This is a genomic window from Colwellia sp. MB02u-9, from assembly GCF_014077085.1.
GTDB lineage: Bacteria > Pseudomonadota > Gammaproteobacteria > Enterobacterales > Alteromonadaceae > Cognaticolwellia.
The window spans coordinates 11,873-29,564 of the sequence record NZ_JACGVF010000066.1 but is presented as its reverse complement, the minus strand read 5'-3'; the positions used below and the strand labels follow the sequence as shown (position 1 = coordinate 29,564).

13 protein-coding genes and 1 tRNA gene are annotated in these 17,692 nt (G+C 38.3%); 4 read left to right on the top strand and 10 right to left on the bottom strand.

Going from position 1 to position 17,692, the window contains the following annotated elements; genetic code table 11:
- Positions 1-153 precede the first annotated feature (153 nt).
- On the top strand, positions 154-573 hold the full coding sequence (locus H4J65_RS01805) for a BLUF domain-containing protein (RefSeq protein WP_182194696.1): 420 nt from the start codon (positions 154-156) through the stop codon (positions 571-573).
- A 294-nt stretch (positions 574-867) separates the two neighbouring features.
- Here H4J65_RS01805 and radA read toward each other — a convergent pair whose 3' ends face one another.
- Positions 868-2,256, bottom strand: a complete 1,389-nt coding sequence (gene radA, locus H4J65_RS01800) for a DNA repair protein RadA (protein ID WP_182184250.1) — start codon at positions 2,254-2,256, stop codon at positions 868-870.
- A gap of 367 nt (positions 2,257-2,623) precedes the next feature.
- On the opposite strand from radA, the gene H4J65_RS01795 reads away from it, so the two are divergent.
- A complete protein-coding gene (locus H4J65_RS01795) occupies positions 2,624-5,077 on the top strand; it encodes a PilZ domain-containing protein (protein WP_182194693.1) in 2,454 nt (817 codons plus the stop codon).
- A 165-nt stretch (positions 5,078-5,242) separates the two neighbouring features.
- Here the strand turns inward: H4J65_RS01795 and serB are convergent, their stop codons facing one another.
- The gene (gene serB / locus H4J65_RS18160) at positions 5,243-6,277 is read right to left on the bottom strand and encodes a phosphoserine phosphatase SerB (protein ID WP_310649899.1); all 1,035 of its coding nucleotides are present in this window, start codon (positions 6,275-6,277) and stop codon (positions 5,243-5,245) included.
- A gap of 107 nt (positions 6,278-6,384) precedes the next feature.
- On the opposite strand from serB, the gene H4J65_RS01785 reads away from it, so the two are divergent.
- Entirely contained in the window at positions 6,385-6,987 is a 603-nt protein-coding gene (locus tag H4J65_RS01785) for an AhpA/YtjB family protein (RefSeq protein ID WP_259367471.1), read from the top strand.
- Between the two features lie 51 nt (positions 6,988-7,038).
- Here H4J65_RS01785 and H4J65_RS01780 read toward each other — a convergent pair whose 3' ends face one another.
- From H4J65_RS01780 to aceK, 8 genes are all read right to left on the bottom strand, one after another.
- Entirely contained in the window at positions 7,039-7,848 is an 810-nt protein-coding gene (locus H4J65_RS01780; protein WP_259367467.1) for a TatD family hydrolase, read from the bottom strand.
- Positions 7,849-7,942: 94 nt separating this feature from the next.
- Complete coding sequence (gene argS / locus H4J65_RS01775) at positions 7,943-9,682, bottom strand: arginine--tRNA ligase (RefSeq protein ID WP_182194685.1); 1,740 nt, start codon at positions 9,680-9,682, stop codon at positions 7,943-7,945.
- Positions 9,683-9,811: 129 nt separating this feature from the next.
- A complete protein-coding gene (gene prfC / locus H4J65_RS01770) occupies positions 9,812-11,392 on the bottom strand; it encodes a peptide chain release factor 3 (RefSeq protein WP_182135630.1) in 1,581 nt (526 codons plus the stop codon).
- 531 nt (positions 11,393-11,923) lie between these two features.
- On the bottom strand, positions 11,924-12,781 hold the full coding sequence (locus tag H4J65_RS01765; RefSeq protein WP_182194681.1) for a delta-class carbonic anhydrase: 858 nt from the start codon (positions 12,779-12,781) through the stop codon (positions 11,924-11,926).
- Between the two features lie 448 nt (positions 12,782-13,229).
- Entirely contained in the window at positions 13,230-13,694 is a 465-nt protein-coding gene (rimI, locus tag H4J65_RS01760; protein ID WP_182194675.1) for a ribosomal protein S18-alanine N-acetyltransferase, read from the bottom strand.
- Positions 13,691-14,164, bottom strand: coding sequence for a hypothetical protein (locus tag H4J65_RS01755; protein WP_182194672.1), 474 nt, complete (start codon positions 14,162-14,164; stop codon positions 13,691-13,693). Before H4J65_RS01755 ends, rimI begins: the two co-directional genes overlap by 4 nt.
- A gap of 142 nt (positions 14,165-14,306) precedes the next feature.
- Positions 14,307-14,383: transfer RNA gene (locus H4J65_RS01750), tRNA-Trp, on the bottom strand.
- A gap of 212 nt (positions 14,384-14,595) precedes the next feature.
- Complete coding sequence (aceK, locus tag H4J65_RS01745) at positions 14,596-16,326, bottom strand: bifunctional isocitrate dehydrogenase kinase/phosphatase (protein ID WP_182194669.1); 1,731 nt, start codon at positions 16,324-16,326, stop codon at positions 14,596-14,598.
- Between the two features lie 224 nt (positions 16,327-16,550).
- Between aceK and queA the strand changes: the two genes are divergently transcribed.
- Positions 16,551-17,603, top strand: coding sequence for a tRNA preQ1(34) S-adenosylmethionine ribosyltransferase-isomerase QueA (gene queA / locus H4J65_RS01740; RefSeq protein WP_182135643.1), 1,053 nt, complete (start codon positions 16,551-16,553; stop codon positions 17,601-17,603).
- Positions 17,604-17,692 lie beyond the last annotated feature (89 nt).

The following is a 17,692-nucleotide window of genomic DNA, read 5'->3' as shown; positions in this document are numbered from 1 at the left end:
AGAATATTTTGTGAGATTTTAATAAACATTAAATTTACTCTTTCTAATTATTTAAAATTGTGAAATATTGTTCAGCAGATATTACTGAGAAGTTTGCATAATATTGTTAGGGTTTCAATCTACTTAGAATGATTAAAATGGGGTTAACTTATTATGTTTGAATTGCTTTATACAAGTATTTCTCCTGCAGGCCTATCAGAGGTCGAATTAATGGGTATGCTAAAACAGTGGCGATTAAAAAACCAAGCGCTCGATATAACCGGAATGCTGTTATATCACGACCGTGAGATCATGCAAATTCTAGAAGGAGAAGAAGATAAAGTTAAAGCACTGTTTCAAACTATTCTTATGGATAATCGACATAGAAATATTGAAGTGATCTATGAAGGGAATATCAAAGATAGAGCTTTTAGTGAATGGTCAATGGCATTTAAGCTACTTGACGAAAATATCATCAAAATGATTTCAGCTGGGTATGAGGAATTTAACCTAAAAATGTCTCCTATTACCATGATTAAAGAGAATCCGAACCGTGGTAAGAAAACATTTTTATCCTTACGAGACATGCTTTAAAGTAAAATGAGCTACTTCATATAGTCACCAGCGTTTACAGTTTGATAGCAAAAGCTCAAATTGTGGCATAACTGAAGCCGGCGTTAGCAATATAATATTTAATCAAAATCAAAATCTCTAATCCCTCTCAATTTTTCAACCTGAACCGTCGCTATCGTATTCAAGTGATCGTTAAACAAAGTGATTTTTATCACAATGTAGCGCACTTTGTCGCATTAGTGCCAATTGAACTAATGCTATTTTATGCACATTTACTGTGCAATAATCTCGCTAATTATGTCTGTTACAAAGGCGCTATTTAATCAGTTCAATTAACTCATGAATAGTTTTTACGGGTGATATTTTAGCGCCTAAGCCTTCCATCGATTTATGATAATTTCGAAACGGAATAAATATTTCAGTAAAGCCATGTTGGGCCGCTTCTTTAACCCGCGGCACACCGCTGTCAATCGGACGCACATCACCATTTAAGCTCAACTCACCCATGATGCAGGTGGTTCTTGGGATAACAAATTCATTCAAGCTGCTTAACAATGCTGTCACTAACGCAAGATCAATACAGGTTTCTGACTCGTCTATTTTTAGACCGCCAATAATATTGAAAAATGTATCATGATAAATTTTGGTTTTGGTATGTTTGCGTAAAATTCCGGTTAACATCTTAATACGGTTCATATTGAGGCCAACACAAACGCGTTGTGGAAACTCAGCTTCGGTTTCTGTGGTGAGACACTGAATTTCTAATAATAAGTTTCGATTGCCTTTGCGAATACAAGTAATGGCTGAGCCAGGTGATTCAGTGCTCGAGCCGGATAAAAATATTTCACTGGGATTATCAACACTGAGCATACCGCGTTCACACATTTTAAAAATGCCCACGGTATCAATGTCACCAAAGCGATTTTTATTCGCTCTTAAGGTGCGTATTTGGCCATCATTAGTGTCGATATGTAGTAAGGCGTCAACAATATGCACTAAGGTTTGAGGTCCGGCAATTTCATTGTTTTTATTAACATGGGCAATCAGAAACATGGTGACGTTATTTTGTTTACAGTATTGCGTTAACAACTGAGCAGCACCTTTTACCTGTGATGGTGAGCCCGGGCTACCATTGGCATTGTCGGTAACCACAGCTTGAATGGAGTCAATAACGGCAAACTTGATTTTTTTTAGCTCTAGTTCTTCAATAATGGCTTCAACACTGGTTTCTGACAACAAGTACAATTCGTCTGGATTATACTCAAGCTTTAAACGCTGGACCCTATTTTTGAACTGCGAAAGCGACTCTTCGGCAGTACAATAAAGTGACGGCATTATTTTTGACATACGGGCAACTAAATCGGACAGTAAGGTAGTTTTCCCCGCGCCTGGATCACCTGATACGATATTGACAGAGCCTGTGGTAACGCCGCCACATAATACTCGGTCAAGCTCACCTATGCCGGTTAATTGCTTTTCAGCCTCAGTAGAGGCTATTTCATTAATTTTTTTAGAGCCACCGCCAGTACCACCGGCATAGCCACCGGTTGAGATACGACTTTTTGTTGGGTTTTTACTTTGGCTGGCGGGGATTTTCATCTCAGCTAAGGTATTCCATGCCCCGCATCGGCATTGTCCCTGCCAACGAGGGTAGTTCATGCCGCAATCGGTACAAACGAATTCTAATTTTGCTAACTTTGCCATTGGGCTGCCTATTGTCTAAATTTAAATTTTTTAACCTCTTGCTATGCAATCAGTCAAAATTATGACAAAACATCAAGGTGAAATGCTTAAATGCTGTTTGTCAGAAAAATTATTATGCTTTATATTCAGGGTTTTAGTTGAACTAATGTCAGTATTTAGTTTATGGTAAACAAAGTTTTTTAGTTCTACTGCTTTTAGAGCAAGTTAACCGGTATAGTTATTGCAGTAAAATAAAAACAGTTAAAGATAAATTGTTTACTATTCAACGTTGAATATAGTGTTGTGGTGTTGATTTTATAACATGGTACGGATACTAAGTTAATATACGATGCGTAGTTGGCTTTATTGTAAAGATATTGAAGCGTAAATGAATAAAGATTTTTCAAAATATAAAAAAATTATTGATGAATTTAGTGGCCAAGTCTTAAACAGTGACTTTGAAACTAAATTTTATGCTGTCTCCAAGAACCTTCCGCAGACTGAACGTTTTCTGTTAAAAATGGAATTAAAACGTCTTGCTGCACCTTGTACTCGTTTGATTGATTTACGAGGTCTTGTCGATGGTGAATGTAAGATTTTTCAACATGAACAAAGGATACACTTTTTAGACAATGTGGCCAGTTTAGTTTTTACAGAAGCGTTTACGCGTTATGGCAGCTATAGTTTGGCTGTCTACGAAGCAACGATGAATACCGAAAATAACTTTCGGGTTATTTATCAAAAAGAGAAAGCTCAGCTCAGTAAAGGCTCGCCAGAAGCCAGTACTAAAATACTTGAAAAATCACAATATCCAGCAAAATTTTATAGCTTTGGTCCTTATCATAACCGCATTGAAGAGCGGATGAATTTTGTCATCTCGATTCAAGTCACGATCGGTAATGATCGAACATTTAAATGTAGCACTTTAGACTTAAGTGTCAGTGGCTGTAAGTTCAAAGTGAATGACCTCAGGCCTATTGCTATTGGTCAAAAAATCACAATACGTTTCAGTGGCTTGGAAGACCAGTTTCAACTAATGGCTGAGAGCGACTTTACTTATGAAGTTAAAAATTTGACCGTATTGGATAACATGCAGCTAGTGGGTGTTAAAAGAGCTCATCAAGACAAGTCTGGCCCCAATAGTTTTACCCAATATATGCTTAGCTTTATTCAAGAGAATAAACGTCGCTACAAAATAAATTTAGATAATAGTATTAGTGCCTTGCAAGCTCGCAGTTTTGAACAATATGTGCTGCCTAAATCTAATGAACTAGCTGTTTTTATTGAAAAAAATAATACTAGCTTAACGCCAAAATATGCGCTGACTTGCCCTAATAACCAAGGTCTTTATCAGTATTGGCAGGATGAACAACATAATTCGACATTATTTTGTTTAATTACACCAGAACGAATCACTCGACTTAAAAAGCTGGCGCTATCTGGACAGTCGCTATTAGTGTTTAGTTTTATTCATCAAAGCCAAGGTAAGTCATATTTTTATACTGCCGATGAACTACAGCTTGGCGATGATGCTGAATTTATGACTCAATTTTTGGCTTTTGCAGCGTCAAAAGAAAACTTCTTAATTACCCAACTCGCTTTGTTGGATGTAGTGCCAAGTCGCGGCCAGTCAAATTTTACTTTATCTAATAGTATGACTGAGAAAAACGCGTATTTAAATGCGCCACTATCTAATGAGATTCAGGCATTATTGGCTAAAACACCTTATATTGTTGTGGTAAATGATGTTACACAAAATGAAAGCGTTCAGGCATATCAATCCTTGTCTTATGAGGGCATTAACAGCGTTAAATTGAAAAGATTTGGTCATAAACGCTTAAGTGAAAAGTTGATTGTTGATAACATCGGCATAAACTATAGAAATAAGCGACAAGAGTTACGTTTTACTTATAAAACGCCAGTTCATGTTGAAATTAATGATGTTATTTTAACCGGTGTTTCTCTTGATTTTTCTCCCTCTGGTTTGAAGGTTTCACTCGATAAAACAACCATGTTGCTCAAGGGTGACATGGTTTACTTAAGTTTCCCTAAGCTACAAAAAATAACTTCAGCGTTTGCTTTAACTGACTTACCCTATGAAGTTGTGCGGGTAAATAGTGCTAAAAATATTATTAATTTACGGGTTTTTGTTCAGCAGCATCAACATATTGGCCGTAAATTTTTTAAAGCTTTGATTGATAAAAACAGCGATAAATTGACCTCTGACGAATATGATACGTTTAGCCCCGACTTAGCCAGAGCATTGCGTAATATCTACAGTGCAAGTTCAACCGTTCCTGCGCTTGTTATGCAAACAAGCGGTAGTCGTTATAAATCAGAAGTTATTGCTGGTGGAGACTGTCATAGCAACTTAATGTCAGTAATGCAGCAATTAAGTGATGGGAATTTATATTACAACTTATATCCTATCTTGGGTCACGCGGATATAATGCCAAGCTTAAGTGTTAAGCTAAAAAAAATGCAGGAAATGGACTCGCCCAGTTGCCATGTACTTTATATTGCGCTTAAGGCTAGTGTTGACACGGTAGACAAAGCGGTCAGTATAAAATTGTCTTCAGAGTTAAACAGTGAAGCATTAAAACAAGGCTTTATTCATCAGGCGCTGAAAAATGGCCAATTTTTCTGTCTGATGATAAAGCTTTCACGCGTTGGCGAACCTGACATGAGTTATCTTCATCATGAATTAAGTTATATAAGTGCTTATGCACTTCATCGCGGCAAACAAATTGAACAAAATATTTGGAGTGTTTCCGGCATTGCACAAATTTTTGATATCAGCCAAGAAGCGCTTTTTCGCTATCGTTTAACGCGCAACGCTTAAAACTTTATTACTAGGGCTGATACCAAGTTGATTAATTAAGTGATCAGCTTTCTCATCTTAACCATTAACCATTAACCATGAGCAGATAATGAATCAACTGGCTATGACATATTAACGCTGAAAATGTTGGGGCAAGTTAGCTAAGGGCTAACGGCCCCTGAAGATCTACTTAAGCCAATGCAACAAACAATCTAGGCCTGAGGTGGTAATACAAGCATCAGCTTGCGCTAGTACTAAAGGCTTAGCGTGAAAGGCAACACCTAAGTGTGCTGCGGCCATCATGACTAAATCGTTGGCACCATCGCCCATAGCAACTGTTTGTGTCGGCGCAATATTAAATTCATTTTTCAGCTGCACTAAGCAATTTGCTTTGGCTTTGGCGTCAATAACTTCACCTAGCACTTTTCCGGTTAAAAGATTATTTTTTATTTCTAAAACGTTAGCCACAGCAGCGTCAAGTGATAACATTTGTTTTAAGTGGTCGGCAAAATAGGTAAAGCCGCCTGAGGCAATAGCAACGCGCCAGTGATGTTTTTTCAGTTCGCTAACTAAGGTTTCTAAGCCTTCCATTAAGGGTATGTTACTGGCGACTTGTGCCAAAATGTTTTCAGGCGCATGCTCAAGTTTAGCAACACGTTGATGTAAACTCTGGCTGAAATCTAGCTCTCCTAACATGGCCAGTTCAGTCACTGCTGCTACTTCTTCACCAACACCCGCCAGTGCCGCTATTTCATCGATACATTCAATTTTTATGGTGGTTGAGTCCATATCCATAACCAATAAGCCAGGTATTGAAAGTGTTGGCGCATTCAGTAATAACGCCGATTCAATTTGTTCACTAATATTAAAGTTGGCGAGGCGATCTCGTGCCTGTTTAATATCCTTTACTTGTACGCCAAATCGATAGCTTGTGGCGTTATTACGCTGATTAATTTTATGCAGACAGTGCAGGGTTAATTCACACACGCTCAGCAAATTGACTAAGGTAGTAACTTTAAGATCACCAAAAACAATAAGCTCTAGGGTTTCTGATGAATTTGTTGGGGTTGATAAGTTGTTATTATCAAATAAAACAAAGGCTTGTTGCGTTTTATCAAAAACAATGGCGATATTGTTCGAGCTTGAGTCAACCGGTAGCCATTGTGTTAAATTTAAGTGCTGGATATTGTCTAAAGAAACTGATTTTTTTTGGGTTGTCACGATACTGCCTTATATGAAAAACACGATTTAAAATAACTGTCCTAGTATAAAAAGTTGAAATATGGTTCTATAATGCAGTTATAGAAATATAGGAAGCAATTCGTTTGATGAAGCAAATAGAACAGCCTTTATACCCTAAATTATCACCGATTTATAATAAAATATTACAATTAGCGCTCGCTATTTTATTGTTGGTATTTTTGATGGATTTTTGGGTAACTAGTCGTGATAGTCAGCAACTGCAGATCCAAGCTCATGCCAAGAAAATGGGCAAGCTTTATTTAGCACAAGCAGCAACAAGCACATTGCCTTATTTGGCGCAAAACCCTAGCCAGTTAAAGCAATATACCGACAACTTAGTGCAGCAGCCGTTAGTAAAGAGTGTGCATATTTATGGTATTACTGGACAAAACATCGCCAGTTCAGAGCAAGCAGAATCTATTAATGATCTTTTTGGTCTTAGTCTGCGAAAAATCAACCAAACTGATGATGTGATCCCTTTCGTGCAGGAACTGCGCACAGATAAATTGCACGGCTATATTCGACTCTCACTCTATCGCTCAATATTAGCCGATGAACTGATTAAAAATAGCCGTGATCAATACGATATTATGCGTTTGTTGATGATGGTTGCCGGTGTTATTGGCTTTCTCTTAACCCGTGGTTTAAATCGTTTCAGCCGTCAAGGTTTCAGGCCACCTAGCCGTTAGTGTAAAGCATTTTTTAACACTGTTTAGTAATGTTTTAATATTATGTTTTACCTAGCTTTTAGCGAAAGCTAAAACAGTGTTTATATTCGACTCCAATGCATGGGCAAGTTCACTCGCTGATTCAGAACGAATGCTCACCAGTGCTTGAAATACTTTGATCAGCTGTAAGGGCGAATTATCTTGGCCTTGAAAACCATATAATGGCATTGACGGTGCGTCTGTTTCCAACACTAAGCTTGCTAGTGGTAGTCGCTTTATGGCTTTAATGGTTTTTTCCGCGCGTGGATAGGTAATTGTGCCGCCGATACCCAGCTTAAAACCTAAATCAATATACTGACATGCTTGCTGGTAACTACCTGAAAAAGCGTGAATAATTCCACCTTTAGTGAGGTTTTTTTGTCGTAGCATAGCGACAATATGCTGATGCGATTTGCGATGATGAACAATAATGGGTAATTGGTAGGATTTTGCTAAGGTCAGTTGTTGTTCAAAAATTTGAATTTGTTGCGCTAAATTATTTTCTGCTTGAGCAATAACGCCATCAATACCCGCTTCACCGATAGCCACAATCTCATTGCGGTGGCTTTTAACTAAGTGTTCTAAAACAGTCAGACTATCAGCATGTAAGTCATTGAGAAACCAAGGGTGAATACCTAAACACGGATGCAATGTTAGTGTTTCACTACTGTGATTTTTTGCTAGTGTTAGTGTCTTATGCCAGTTTTTAGGGCCAATGCTAGGTATAACGATATGGTGAATATTCGCTTGCTGGCATTGCTTAAGTAAGTCGGGTAAATTTGCAGAAAAAGCGTCAAAATCAAGATGACAATGGCTGTCGGTAAAGCTTAGCATGTCTGTCATTTGCTCCCCCCACCTTAGGTTAACTAACCATTTTCGAAGTGTTAATTCACTTTTTTAATGAGCGAATCAACACTACCTAGAATGGCTATTTTATTTACATGCGTTCCATTACGTCAATGCCTAAAATATCTAAACCTTGTTTAAGCGTATTGGCAATTATGTAGCTTAGTGCCAGTCGCGATTGCTGTACATCACTGGCTATATCATCTTTTAATATTGGGCAGGCTTCGTAAAAACTCATATAAAGACTGGCCAGTTCATATAAATAATTACACAGCAAGTTGGGTGTACATTCACTAATAACTGAGTCGATAACATTTTCTAGCTGCAATAACTTTAGTGCTAACGCTTTTTCTTGTGGTTCAACAATAGCAATGGCGGGTAAGTTATTATTGGCTGAAAAGTCGGCTTTAGTAAAAATACTTTGAATACGTGAATAAGCATACTGTAAGTAGGGCGCGGTAGCACCTTCAAAACTCAGCATGGTTTTCCAGTTGAAAATATAATCACTGGTACGGTTTTTTGATAAATCAGCAAACTTGACCGCGCCAATTCCCACTTTTTTGGCAATTTCAGTTAAATGTGCTTCGCTGTAATCAGGGTTCTTTTCAGCAATAACGGCTTTGGCTCTAATAACGGCTTCATCAAGTAATTCAGCTAGTTTTATTGTGCCACCCGTTCGTGTTTTAAAAGGCTTACCGTCGTCTCCCATCATCATACCAAATGGGCAATGATCATAACTGACATGTTCAGGTAAGAAACCGGCTTTACGCGCGACAATTTCAACTTGCTTAAAGTGTAAAGCTTGACGAGCGTCAGTAAAAATAATAATACGATCAGCTTTTAACTGACCACTTCTGTAGCGACAAGCTGAAAGGTCGGTGGTGGCATATAAGTAACCGCCGCCAGACTTTTGCACGATAAATACTGAGGGCTCACCATCTTTGTTGGCCATTTCATTAATAAACACAACTTTAGCGCCTTGATCTTCTACCGCTATTTTTTGTGCCATGAGTTCATCAATAACGTTTGATAAATCATTGTTATAAGCACTTTCACCCATAATATCTTTACGGGTTAAGGTCACGTTGAGTTTTTGATAAATATCTTCACTATGGCTAATTGAAATATCAATAAACTGTTGCCAAAGTTTTGCACAATGGCCATCGCCACTTTGCAATTTTACGACGTAATCACGAGCACGATCAGCAAAACCGTCTTCGTTATCAAAACGCACTTTCGCTTCACGATAAAAGTTTTCTAGATCTGACAGGGCAGTTTCTGCCACTTCATTAGACGCCAACTTGTCGCTTAAATGGGCTAATAACATACCAAACTGTGTACCCCAATCACCCATGTGATTTTGGCGGATAACATGTTCACCACGAAACTCAAGCGCGCGCACAACGGCATCACCAATAATGGTCGAGCGTAAATGCCCTACGTGCATTTCTTTTGCCAGGTTAGGAGCAGAGTAATCAACGACAACATTTTGAGGCTTTATTGCTTGTATTACGCCTAAATTTTTGTCATTTGATATTTCATTTAATTGCTTTGCTAACCAGCTTTTGTCTAAATGAATATTAATAAAGCCAGGGCCGGCTAATTCAACTTTTTCAGCGATACCGGTTAAGTCCAGGGCGGCAACGACTTTAGTTGCCAGTTCACGTGGATTGGTTTTTAATTTTTTAGCCGCACCCATGACACCATTAGCTTGGTAGTCACCAAAATTTGCTCGGTTAGATAAACTTATCGCAGGGTTTGTGCCTTCTGGTAAACCTGCCGCTGTCATGGCTGCGCTAACTTTTTCATTCAGGATGTTGCTAATATTCATTTAAATTAACTCTTCTTCGATTAAAGGCTCAAGTGAGCGGCGATAACTTGAGTGAATAAGCGTGATGTTTTTCATTACGCTTATGGATAAATTATCGGCTATCAATGGTTTTCACTTACAAGACACTTATTAATGCTCGCGTGTTTTGTGAAACTCAATATCTGGGTGGCGCTCTTGCGCTAGGTTTAAGTTAACCATAGTAGGGGCGATATAGGTTAAATTATTGCCACCATCAAGTGCTAGGTTATCATAAGCTTTCTTTTGAAATTGCTCTAAAGTACGCTCATTATCACAACTACACCAACGTGCAGTTGCTACGCTGATCGGTTCATAAATAGCGTCAACTTTGTATTCAGTTTTTAAGCGTTGTACGACAACTTCAAACTGCAATACACCTACCGCACCAACGATCATATCGTTAGAGTTGAAAGGTCTAAATACTTGTACTGCACCTTCTTCTGATAATTGGATCAGGCCTTTTTGTAATTGTTTGGCTTTGAGTGGATCGCGTAAACGAATACGACGGAACATTTCTGGCGCAAAATTTGGAATACCACTAAATTTCATATCTTCACCTGCGGTAAAGGTATCGCCAATTTGAATACTACCGTGGTTATGTAAGCCAATAATATCGCCGGCATAAGCTTGCTCAACATTAGCGCGATCACCGGCCATAAAAGTTACAGCATCCGCAATTCTAACGTCTTTGCCGATGCGGACTTGTTTCATCTTCATGCCTTTTTCGTACTTGCCTGAACAAATGCGCATAAAGGCAATGCGATCACGATGTTTAGGGTCCATGTTGGCTTGAATTTTAAAGACAAAACCAGAAAACTTCTCTTCTTCAGCTCTAACAATTCGGGTGTCAGTTTCGCGCGATAATGGCTTGGGAGCCCAGCGAGTTAGGCCGTTTAGCATATGGTCAACACCAAAGTTGCCCAATGCGGTACCAAAATATACCGGTGTTAATTCGCCTTTTAAAAATTCTTCATGATTAAATTCATGAGAAGCGCCAACAACCAGTGCTAATTCTTCACGTAAGTCTTCAGCGTAATTACCAATAACGGCATCTAGCTCTGGGTTATCTAAGCCTTTAATGACGCGTTTTTCTTGAATAGTATGACCTTGACCTGTCTGATATAAAAATATCTCATCAGTCAAAATATTATAGACACCTTTAAACTCTTTACCCATGCCAATTGGCCAAGTAATAGGGGCACATTTTATTTTCAGTATGTCTTCAACTTCATCCATGACTTCCATTGGATCTCGCACATCGCGGTCCATTTTATTCATGAAGGTAATGATAGGGGTGTCGCGTAAACGGGTAACTTCCATCAGTTTAATGGTACGCGCTTCAACACCTTTAGCTACGTCAATCACCATTAAGCAAGAGTCGACTGCGGTCAGTGTTCGATAAGTATCTTCTGAGAAGTCTTCATGGCCGGGGGTATCGAGCAAATTGACTAAACAATTGTTATACGGAAATTGCATTACAGAAGTGGTAATTGAAATACCACGTTCTTTTTCCATTTCCATCCAGTCAGATTTTGCATGTTGTCCCGACTTTTTACCTTTCACGGTACCTGCTTTTTGTATAGCTTGACCAAAAAGTAAGACCTTTTCAGTGATAGTCGTTTTACCTGCATCAGGGTGACTAATAATAGCGAAGGTGCGTCTAAGGTCGACTTCTTGCTGTTGTACAGACATGCAAATTACCTGTTTTTAAAGTGGATGAAAAAAAATTAACTTAAATTTTAAAGCGCAACATTATAGCGAAAACAAGTGCGAAGGGCAGTAACAATATCTTGTATTGTCACTTTATTTGCTATTTTTTACCCTGATAGGCAATAGTTCTTGCTAGCCAAGGCATTTCTTTAATTGTGCTAAGGCAAATTTAAATTATTGATGTGCGCTTAATCAATGTTGGGTTAGCTTTTTTATCTAATGAATATCTAATAAACAACTAAAAAATAGTTAAGAAAGTAGTTAAAAAAATATAAGTATGATCAGCCTTTGAATGTTTTATAACTGATGATGTGATTTTTCTAAATAAGCTTATATTATTTAAAGTTTTTGTCTGTTCAGTGCAGTAGATATTTGATTTGTTTTAAGTAAAGGAAAGGAAGGCGTTGTATTGTCGGTCAATTAGAACCGCCTAAGGTAAAAAAGCAAACCCTATGGATTGCTTTTTGCCTTTTATTTTTGTGTTACTGAGTTATTGATATTATTAACATCTGACTACTTGATCGGTGAAAGTAGTTCATGATTAGTGATTAAGTTTCTGACCCCATGGGCATGATCTTCGTTAAACTCATTGCTTTCACACCACTGAGCTATTGTATCAATATTGACTTTAGCCACTTCAGGTCGAACACTCCAAGTGACTTGAAAAGGTGAGCCTACTTCATTATAACTAGGGCCAGTGGTTGAACCACTATATACCACGGGTTTACCGGTATTGTTGGGCAGGTTTAATGCTTGATACTGTTCGTTTTGTTCGCCAACTAAGGTTAACTGAGTAAAGTTCAAGGCGTTATTATCGTTAACCAGGACATAGACTTGAGTTTCCACTCGTAGTTGGGGGTTTTTAATCGACTCACTTAAACAAGCACCTAAGGTCGCTCCAGGTTTTATCTGCGCAGATGAATGAACGTAATGTACTTCAATGGTATCGCCAGATTGTAAGCCGCCGTGTTTACTAGGACAAACATTTTTAGATACTGGTTGTAGTTGCTGTGCAGTTAACTTGCCTGAATATAGATAGCCGCTTTGATATCCTTGACCATCACCATTACCGGCATATTGGGTAAATTGTCCACCGGTATGCTCAGCATTTTTGTGAAAATGAATGTTACATAAGTTCATGGTTTCGTAGGCGGGTGCTGTGCCAAAATCAATAGTGTTTGTGCCCACAACAGCATCTATATCTCTAGGAGATTGTGGGCCAAAACCTTTATTTTTTGTGTTGTGAGCAAGTGCGGCTCTTTGCTGGCTAACAAGCTCGTCGCTAACCGTGTTTAAGTGCGTTGAATTTGCCTGCACAGTGAGTGATAAAGCCAGTGGCATAATGGCTAGCAAGTAATTTATTTTATTCATTAGAGCTCCAAAATTAGCATTAATCTAGTAATCGAGACATTATTATGTTTTAGACAAGGTGTTGAATAATCGACTATTAAAAATATGAGAAATAATAGGTAAAATATAATTGTAATGACTCAAGATAATATAGCAAGCAGTAATGGTTTAGTTAATGGCTGAGTTATTGGCTATAAATTTAGTGATCGTTATAAGTTGTTAAGGGCTGTGTAATTCTACTGAGGCGGCTAGAGATAGGTTAAGCGGTAATTGCTCAGCTTAACCAGACAATTTTGGCCAGACAGAATTTGCCTGACACTATTTTCCAGACACAATGGCTCGATAATAAAGTCAGTATTATCCCAAGTGTTGAGGAGAAAAATGGTCAGGGTTTTACTGTGCATTATTATGGCAAAATCACACAGACTTTAATTTAACTTCACCTAACTTCACCTAACTTTAGCTTATTTTATTTTAGTTTTTTTGACATCACTATAGCGTCTTCATAACCAAAGCCGGTATTGCTTGGGTAATAGCCGGTTCTGCGTGATATTTCAGTAAAGCCCTGATTAATATAAAGCATTTGTGCGCTAATATTTTTTGCCCGTACTTCGAGGAAAATACTGTCGCTAGCGAGTGTTTTACAGTGTGCGAAAAACTGTAACAACAGAGCTTTACCGTAACCTTTACCTTGTTGCTCTGGGCTAACACAAATATCCATTAATGTTGCTTCACCTAAGATGAACTCGCCAACATAAAAACCGACAATACTATTATCTACAGTTAAATAATCACCAAAATATCGCCCACTGATACAACTTCTAAAGGTTTTTTCACTCCACGGGTGTGGGTGGCAGGCAAGTTCAATCACCATAAGCTGTTCAACTATATCCTGATGCACAGGCGTAAAAGTAGTGTTTATTATTTGTTTCATGTTGAGCTTAAAGATCCTATTGATTGCCACAATAATTTTTTTAATTCTGGCGAGTTGGCAAGCGTGGTTAAATCGGGTGTACTTAAGCAGTTATGCTGAAATTCAATGCGTTCATTTTCCGTGAATTGCCAATTAATAATACCTAAATCGATTTTATTATGGCTAATGGATAAATCGGCGCTATTCGCACCTAAACAACGAATAATATCTTTAAATAGCGGTTGTTTAAGCAATGACTGTAGATCGACAGTAATATAGTCACTTTGTGCTGTTTGCTTAGTTGTATCCGGACTTGATTGTGATAATGCGGGTGAGGTAACTGCGGTGCTTGAGTCGCTATTTGTAGCGTTATTTTGAGCAGTCTCAGTAGCATTAGCTGACAATAAGTTATGGCTGGATAATTCTCGCCTTTGCCAAACGGTGATGCCCATGGCTTGTAATAATTCAAATTGTCTTTTGTTAATGCTCATATCATTTTAGCTACAGTTAGAAATCACAGTTATCATGACAGAGTTTTGAAATAGGAAGAACTAGAATTTGTTATAAATACGATTTGTTAGTTAATTAATCAAATTAGTAAGAACTAACATGATCTAACATAAGAAAGGATATTGGCAGGGGTGGAGAGATTCGAACTCCCAACCGTCGGTTTTGGAGACCGCTGTTCTACCAATTGGAACTACACCCCTGCAACAGATTCGAATTATACTGATGCCGAGCTAAAGGTAAAGCGTAAATTTAAAAAAAATGACTGTTCGGCTAAATAAACAGCAGATGTGCGGGTTTTTATTCATTTCTATTAGTTTTTGTTGGTTTTATAGTCGTTCACTTCAAGGTTCTGCTTGAAGTAGAATAGCGAAATAGCCAGACAACTAAAGTTGTTTGGCTATTTCGTGTGGTTTTATTTACTTTTCCAATGACAAAAACGTGATTCTTCAGGATACGGGTAAACATCGGCAAAAACGCCTTTAGCCACACTCGCTTGGCAGTCTTGCCAATATTGAGCTTGCAGTAAATTAGCATGATGACCTAAAAATGCTTGTCGATAACGCTTATTGGCTAATGCAAAAGTGGCTATTTCTTCTGGAAATACATCACCAGGGTCAACTGAGTACCATGGCTCTGCCGCGTAAATTTGCTCTTCTGTGACGGCTTCTGGTTTAACGCGAAAATTAACCTCATTCATATAGGTAATTTCATCGTAGTCATAAAAAATTACTCGACCATGGCGCGTGACACCAAAATTTTTCAACAACATATCGCCTGGAAATATATTGGCGGCAATTAGCTGTTTAATCGCTTCGCCGTAACCATACATAGCGTTGTCTACTTGGGCATCATTGGCTGTTGCCAAGTACAAATTCAGTGGCGTCATTTTACGTTCGATATACATATGTTTAATGATCACTAAATCATCTTCATATCTTAACAACGAAGGGGCAACGGTATTGAGTTCTTCAAGTAGCTCGGCTGAGAAGCGCTGTTTTGGAAAGGCCACTTCTGAATATTCCATCGTATCAGCCATTCGTCCCACTCGATCATGCAATTTAACTAAACGATATTTGCCTTTAACATCTTCCCGAGTCATATTTTTACTGGGGGAAAACTTGTCTTTAATAATTTTAAAAACATAGGGATATGATGGCAGCATAAATACCGACATCACCATACCTTTGATACCCGGCGCGAGTACAAGTTTGTCATCACTGTTATTCAGGTGGTTTAAAAAGTCACGATAAAACTGGGTTTTTCCCTGTTTGTGAAAACCGATGGCAGAATATAAATCTGCGCTAGTTTTATGGGGGGTTAAACGATTAAGAAAAACAATTAACGCGTGTGGGTGCTGACAATCAACAAAGAAATAAGCACGAGCAAAACCAAAAACCACCGCCATATCTTCACCTTCGGTGATCAAAGCGTCAATAAACAAACCTTCTTTTTCAGTGTTTAATAGCGAAATAATAAAGGGTGTTTCACCACCTGGGGAAATTACCCGGCCAATAATGTAAGCGCCTTTATTACGGTAGAATACAGAATCTAAAATATCGAATTGTAAATCTGATAGCTGATAGAGCGTTTTATCTGCGTGTTGACGAAATTTTGCTATCAGAATATTGATATCTTTTTTCAAGTGCGTAAATGGCACTGAAAAATTTTGTTTATTCATAATGTGGTTGATGGTTTGAAACAATCCTTGTTCGGCAGGAAAGTAACTGGTAAATATTTTTGGTGTCGGTAACGTATCTAAGCGTGTGGCGGTTGATTGCACGAAAATATAGGCATTATGATAATATTCACGCTCAAACAGATGGCAAAATATTGAATTATAAAAACTCTCAGCTAACTCTGGTTGAGGATGTTTACTAAGTATGTCTATATAGCAACTTTTAACATATTGCCAAAGTTCATCACTTAACTCAGTGACCAGAAAATCTTGTTTAATAGTGGTGAGTGTTTCTTCTATACGTTGATCATAAAAGTCAGTACGGGCTTTAGCGGCTAATTGTATGTCATGCCAACGTTGTTGCTCAAAACGTTGTTTTGCCGTTTTTGTTATTTCACTGTAAAGATAAATATGTCGCTCAAAACCGTTGATAATAGTTTTTGCGATAGCGAAAGCAAGATTTTTCATGTGCTTACCTGACTAAGTTATTTTATTTCAGCATACGTCAAAATGAAGGTTTTAGGTGATTAATTTTAAATTATAGTCGCTATTTATGCTCGTGATAGCACTGAGGTACTTTAGGTGATATTGCTGTTATAACCTATGCTGAGTTTTACAAGTTAATACTTGCTATTCGTGACGTGCAGCACTAAAATTACGCGTTTTTTAACCTTTAAACTAGTTTATTTACCATGCGTGTTGCTGATTTTTCATTTGATTTACCCGAAGAGCTTATCGCTCGATACCCAAAAGCCAACCGTTCAGCCAGCCGTTTAATGACCTTAAATGGTAATAGTGGCGTGCTTAATGATGAGAATTTTACTGACCTTGTTGCCCATGTTAAAGCGGGAGACTTGTTAGTTTTTAACAATACGCGGGTGATTCCAGCGCGCATGTTTGGTCAAAAAGCCAGTGGTGGTAAATTAGAGGTTTTAGTTGAACGTTTACTCGATGAACATCGGGTGTTAGCACACATTCGCTGCAGTAAATCGCCAAAGCCGGGTAGTGAAATACTATTAGAAGGTAAAGTTAAAGCCACTATGGTAGCAAGACATGACGCCTTGTTTGAGCTTAAATTTCATGGTGAACAATCAGTGTTATCCATATTAGATGACGTTGGCCATATGCCGTTGCCGCCTTATATTGATCGACCTGATGAAGACAGCGATCGTGAACGCTATCAAACAGTTTATAATGAAAAACCGGGTGCGGTAGCCGCGCCAACAGCGGGTTTGCATTTTGATGATGCACTCATGGCAGCACTGAAAGCCAAAGGTGTAGATTTTGCTTTTGTGACTTTACATGTAGGTGCAGGCACCTTTCAACCCGTAAAGGTTGAGGAAATCGCTGACCATATTATGCATGCTGAATATGTTGAAGTGCCCGCGAGTGTTGTCACTCAAATTGAGCAAACTAAGGCCAATGGCGGTAAAGTTATTGCGGTGGGCACCACGTCAGTTCGTTCGCTAGAAAGTGCCGCTAAAGTGGCTAAAGAACAAGGTAAAGCCTTTAGTGAATTTTATGGTGATACCGATATTTTTATTACCCCAGGTTATGAATTTCAAATTGTTGATAGTTTAATTACTAATTTTCACTTATCGGAATCAACCTTACTGATGTTAGTTAGTGCCTTTGCCGGTTACGACAATATTATCGCGGCTTATCAACATGCGGTTGCACAGCAATATCGCTTTTTCAGTTATGGTGATGCCATGCTGTTAACGAAAAAAGATCACAATACTTAATCGTAAAAAATACAAGTTGGCTAGGTTTAGCCACTTAAACGTAAAAGCAGCTAGCCTGTTTCGCTAGTGGGCGAAGGATGAAATATGAC

Excerpts from the sequence above, each read along its gene's own strand:
- H4J65_RS01805 (WP_182194696.1), top strand. The coding sequence starts at position 154 with ATGTTTGAATTGCTTTATACAAGTATTTCTCCTGCAGGCCTATCAGAG.
- radA (WP_182184250.1), bottom strand. The coding sequence starts at position 2,256 with ATGGCAAAGTTAGCAAAATTAGAATTCGTTTGTACCGATTGCGGCATG.
- H4J65_RS01795 (WP_182194693.1), top strand. The coding sequence starts at position 2,624 with ATGAATAAAGATTTTTCAAAATATAAAAAAATTATTGATGAATTTAGT.
- H4J65_RS01785 (WP_259367471.1), top strand. The coding sequence starts at position 6,385 with ATGAAGCAAATAGAACAGCCTTTATACCCTAAATTATCACCGATTTAT.
- H4J65_RS01780 (WP_259367467.1), bottom strand. The coding sequence starts at position 7,848 with ATGACAGACATGCTAAGCTTTACCGACAGCCATTGTCATCTTGATTTT.
- argS (WP_182194685.1), bottom strand. The coding sequence starts at position 9,682 with ATGAATATTAGCAACATCCTGAATGAAAAAGTTAGCGCAGCCATGACA.
- prfC (WP_182135630.1), bottom strand. The coding sequence starts at position 11,392 with ATGTCTGTACAACAGCAAGAAGTCGACCTTAGACGCACCTTCGCTATT.
- H4J65_RS01765 (WP_182194681.1), bottom strand. The coding sequence starts at position 12,781 with ATGAATAAAATAAATTACTTGCTAGCCATTATGCCACTGGCTTTATCA.
- rimI (WP_182194675.1), bottom strand. The coding sequence starts at position 13,694 with ATGAAACAAATAATAAACACTACTTTTACGCCTGTGCATCAGGATATA.
- H4J65_RS01755 (WP_182194672.1), bottom strand. The coding sequence starts at position 14,164 with ATGAGCATTAACAAAAGACAATTTGAATTATTACAAGCCATGGGCATC.
- aceK (WP_182194669.1), bottom strand. The coding sequence starts at position 16,326 with ATGAAAAATCTTGCTTTCGCTATCGCAAAAACTATTATCAACGGTTTT.
- queA (WP_182135643.1), top strand. The coding sequence starts at position 16,551 with ATGCGTGTTGCTGATTTTTCATTTGATTTACCCGAAGAGCTTATCGCT.